The organism is Thiolapillus sp., from assembly GCF_048562965.1.
GTDB classification, from domain to species: Bacteria; Pseudomonadota; Gammaproteobacteria; order Chromatiales; family Chromatiaceae; genus Thiolapillus; species Thiolapillus brandeum_A.
The window spans coordinates 1-1194 of the sequence record NZ_JBHNMF010000876.1; the positions used below are offsets into that span (position 1 = coordinate 1).

The following is a 1194-nucleotide window of genomic DNA, read 5'->3' on the forward strand; positions in this document are numbered from 1 at the left end:
TCAGCCAGCCCCCCGTTGTTCTGGAGCGGTCCCAGTTTCGGATCGCCACGGTCTGTCCCCTGGAGCTCATAATCAGAACGGTCATTGATATGCCCCACACAGGTGTTGTCATCGAACCACGTATTGGGGCCGATGTTGTAGCCGGCCAGTCCCCCGCAGTTGCGCCCGGTGGATTTTTCGATGACGGTGTTGATCAGTAGAATCTCCTCCCGACCCCATTCGCCCTCATTGTAGATCGTGCCGCCGTTGTTTTTGCGGCGGTTTCGGTTGCCATCCTGCACCTCTTTGGCGGATGTCCGGTTGCCATCGCCACCAAAGAAGGAATCGTCATAGGTGTCCTCGACGTCAGTTAATGGATTAGAAATATTGCCCGACATCGTGACGCTGCGGAACTCGGTGTGGCCGCCGTGCTGGTAAAACACGGATCCGCGATTCTCCTCGGTGGCCGTGTTGCCGGGTCCTGTGACCGCCCGGTTATCCGAAAGGGTCGAGTCGTGGAAATTAACATCGCCGTCCCTGTTGTAAACCACGCCGCCCTGGTGTTTTGCCGTGTTGTGATAAAAGCCGGACCTTGTCAGCTGTACCATCGACAGGGATGCATCGATTTTTTCGTTGTAAACGACGGCCCCGTCACGGGTCGCAATATTGCCCTGTGCAGCACTGTCAGAAATAACAAGGATGCCCCTGTTATAGACAGCGCCTCCACGCCCCGCGTGGTTATCTCTCAGGCGTGATCTGTCGATGTTCACGGTGCCCAGGTTATAGATGGAGCCGCCATCGGTGGCCGATCGACCGTGTCGCAGAGTTACCCCGCGCAGGTTCAGCGTGATGCCCTCGGGCACGTAAAAGATGCGATGCGCATTTTTGCCGCTGATCGTGACATCAGGCTTTTCATCGGCGTCGATGTCGCCCACGATAGTCACGCGTTTGCTGATGCGCAGCTCAGCGTCGAGCTCGATCGTTTTGCCGTGCAACCACGGGGCAAACGTGACGGTGTCTCCGGGGTCGATGCGATTGTAGACATCGCGTAGTGATCCCACCCCGCTATCCTCAGTAACCAAAACGCTCCAGGTACGTGCGACTGCCGATTGTGCAATCAACAGCAGCAGTGATACGATAATCATTGATTTCATTTGATTCCCTCATTTGTTTTCGTGGCTCTTCCCCTGATTGAGTGGGCGCCCATCATCTAGT

At 56.0% G+C, this 1194-nt stretch carries 1 protein-coding gene; it reads right to left on the reverse strand.

The genetic code is table 11. The features are described from left to right. The coding region (locus ACOCD2_RS20830; RefSeq protein WP_294031656.1) for a hypothetical protein at positions 1-1133 on the reverse strand (1133 nt) is incomplete at its 3' end. Positions 1134-1194 lie beyond the last annotated feature (61 nt).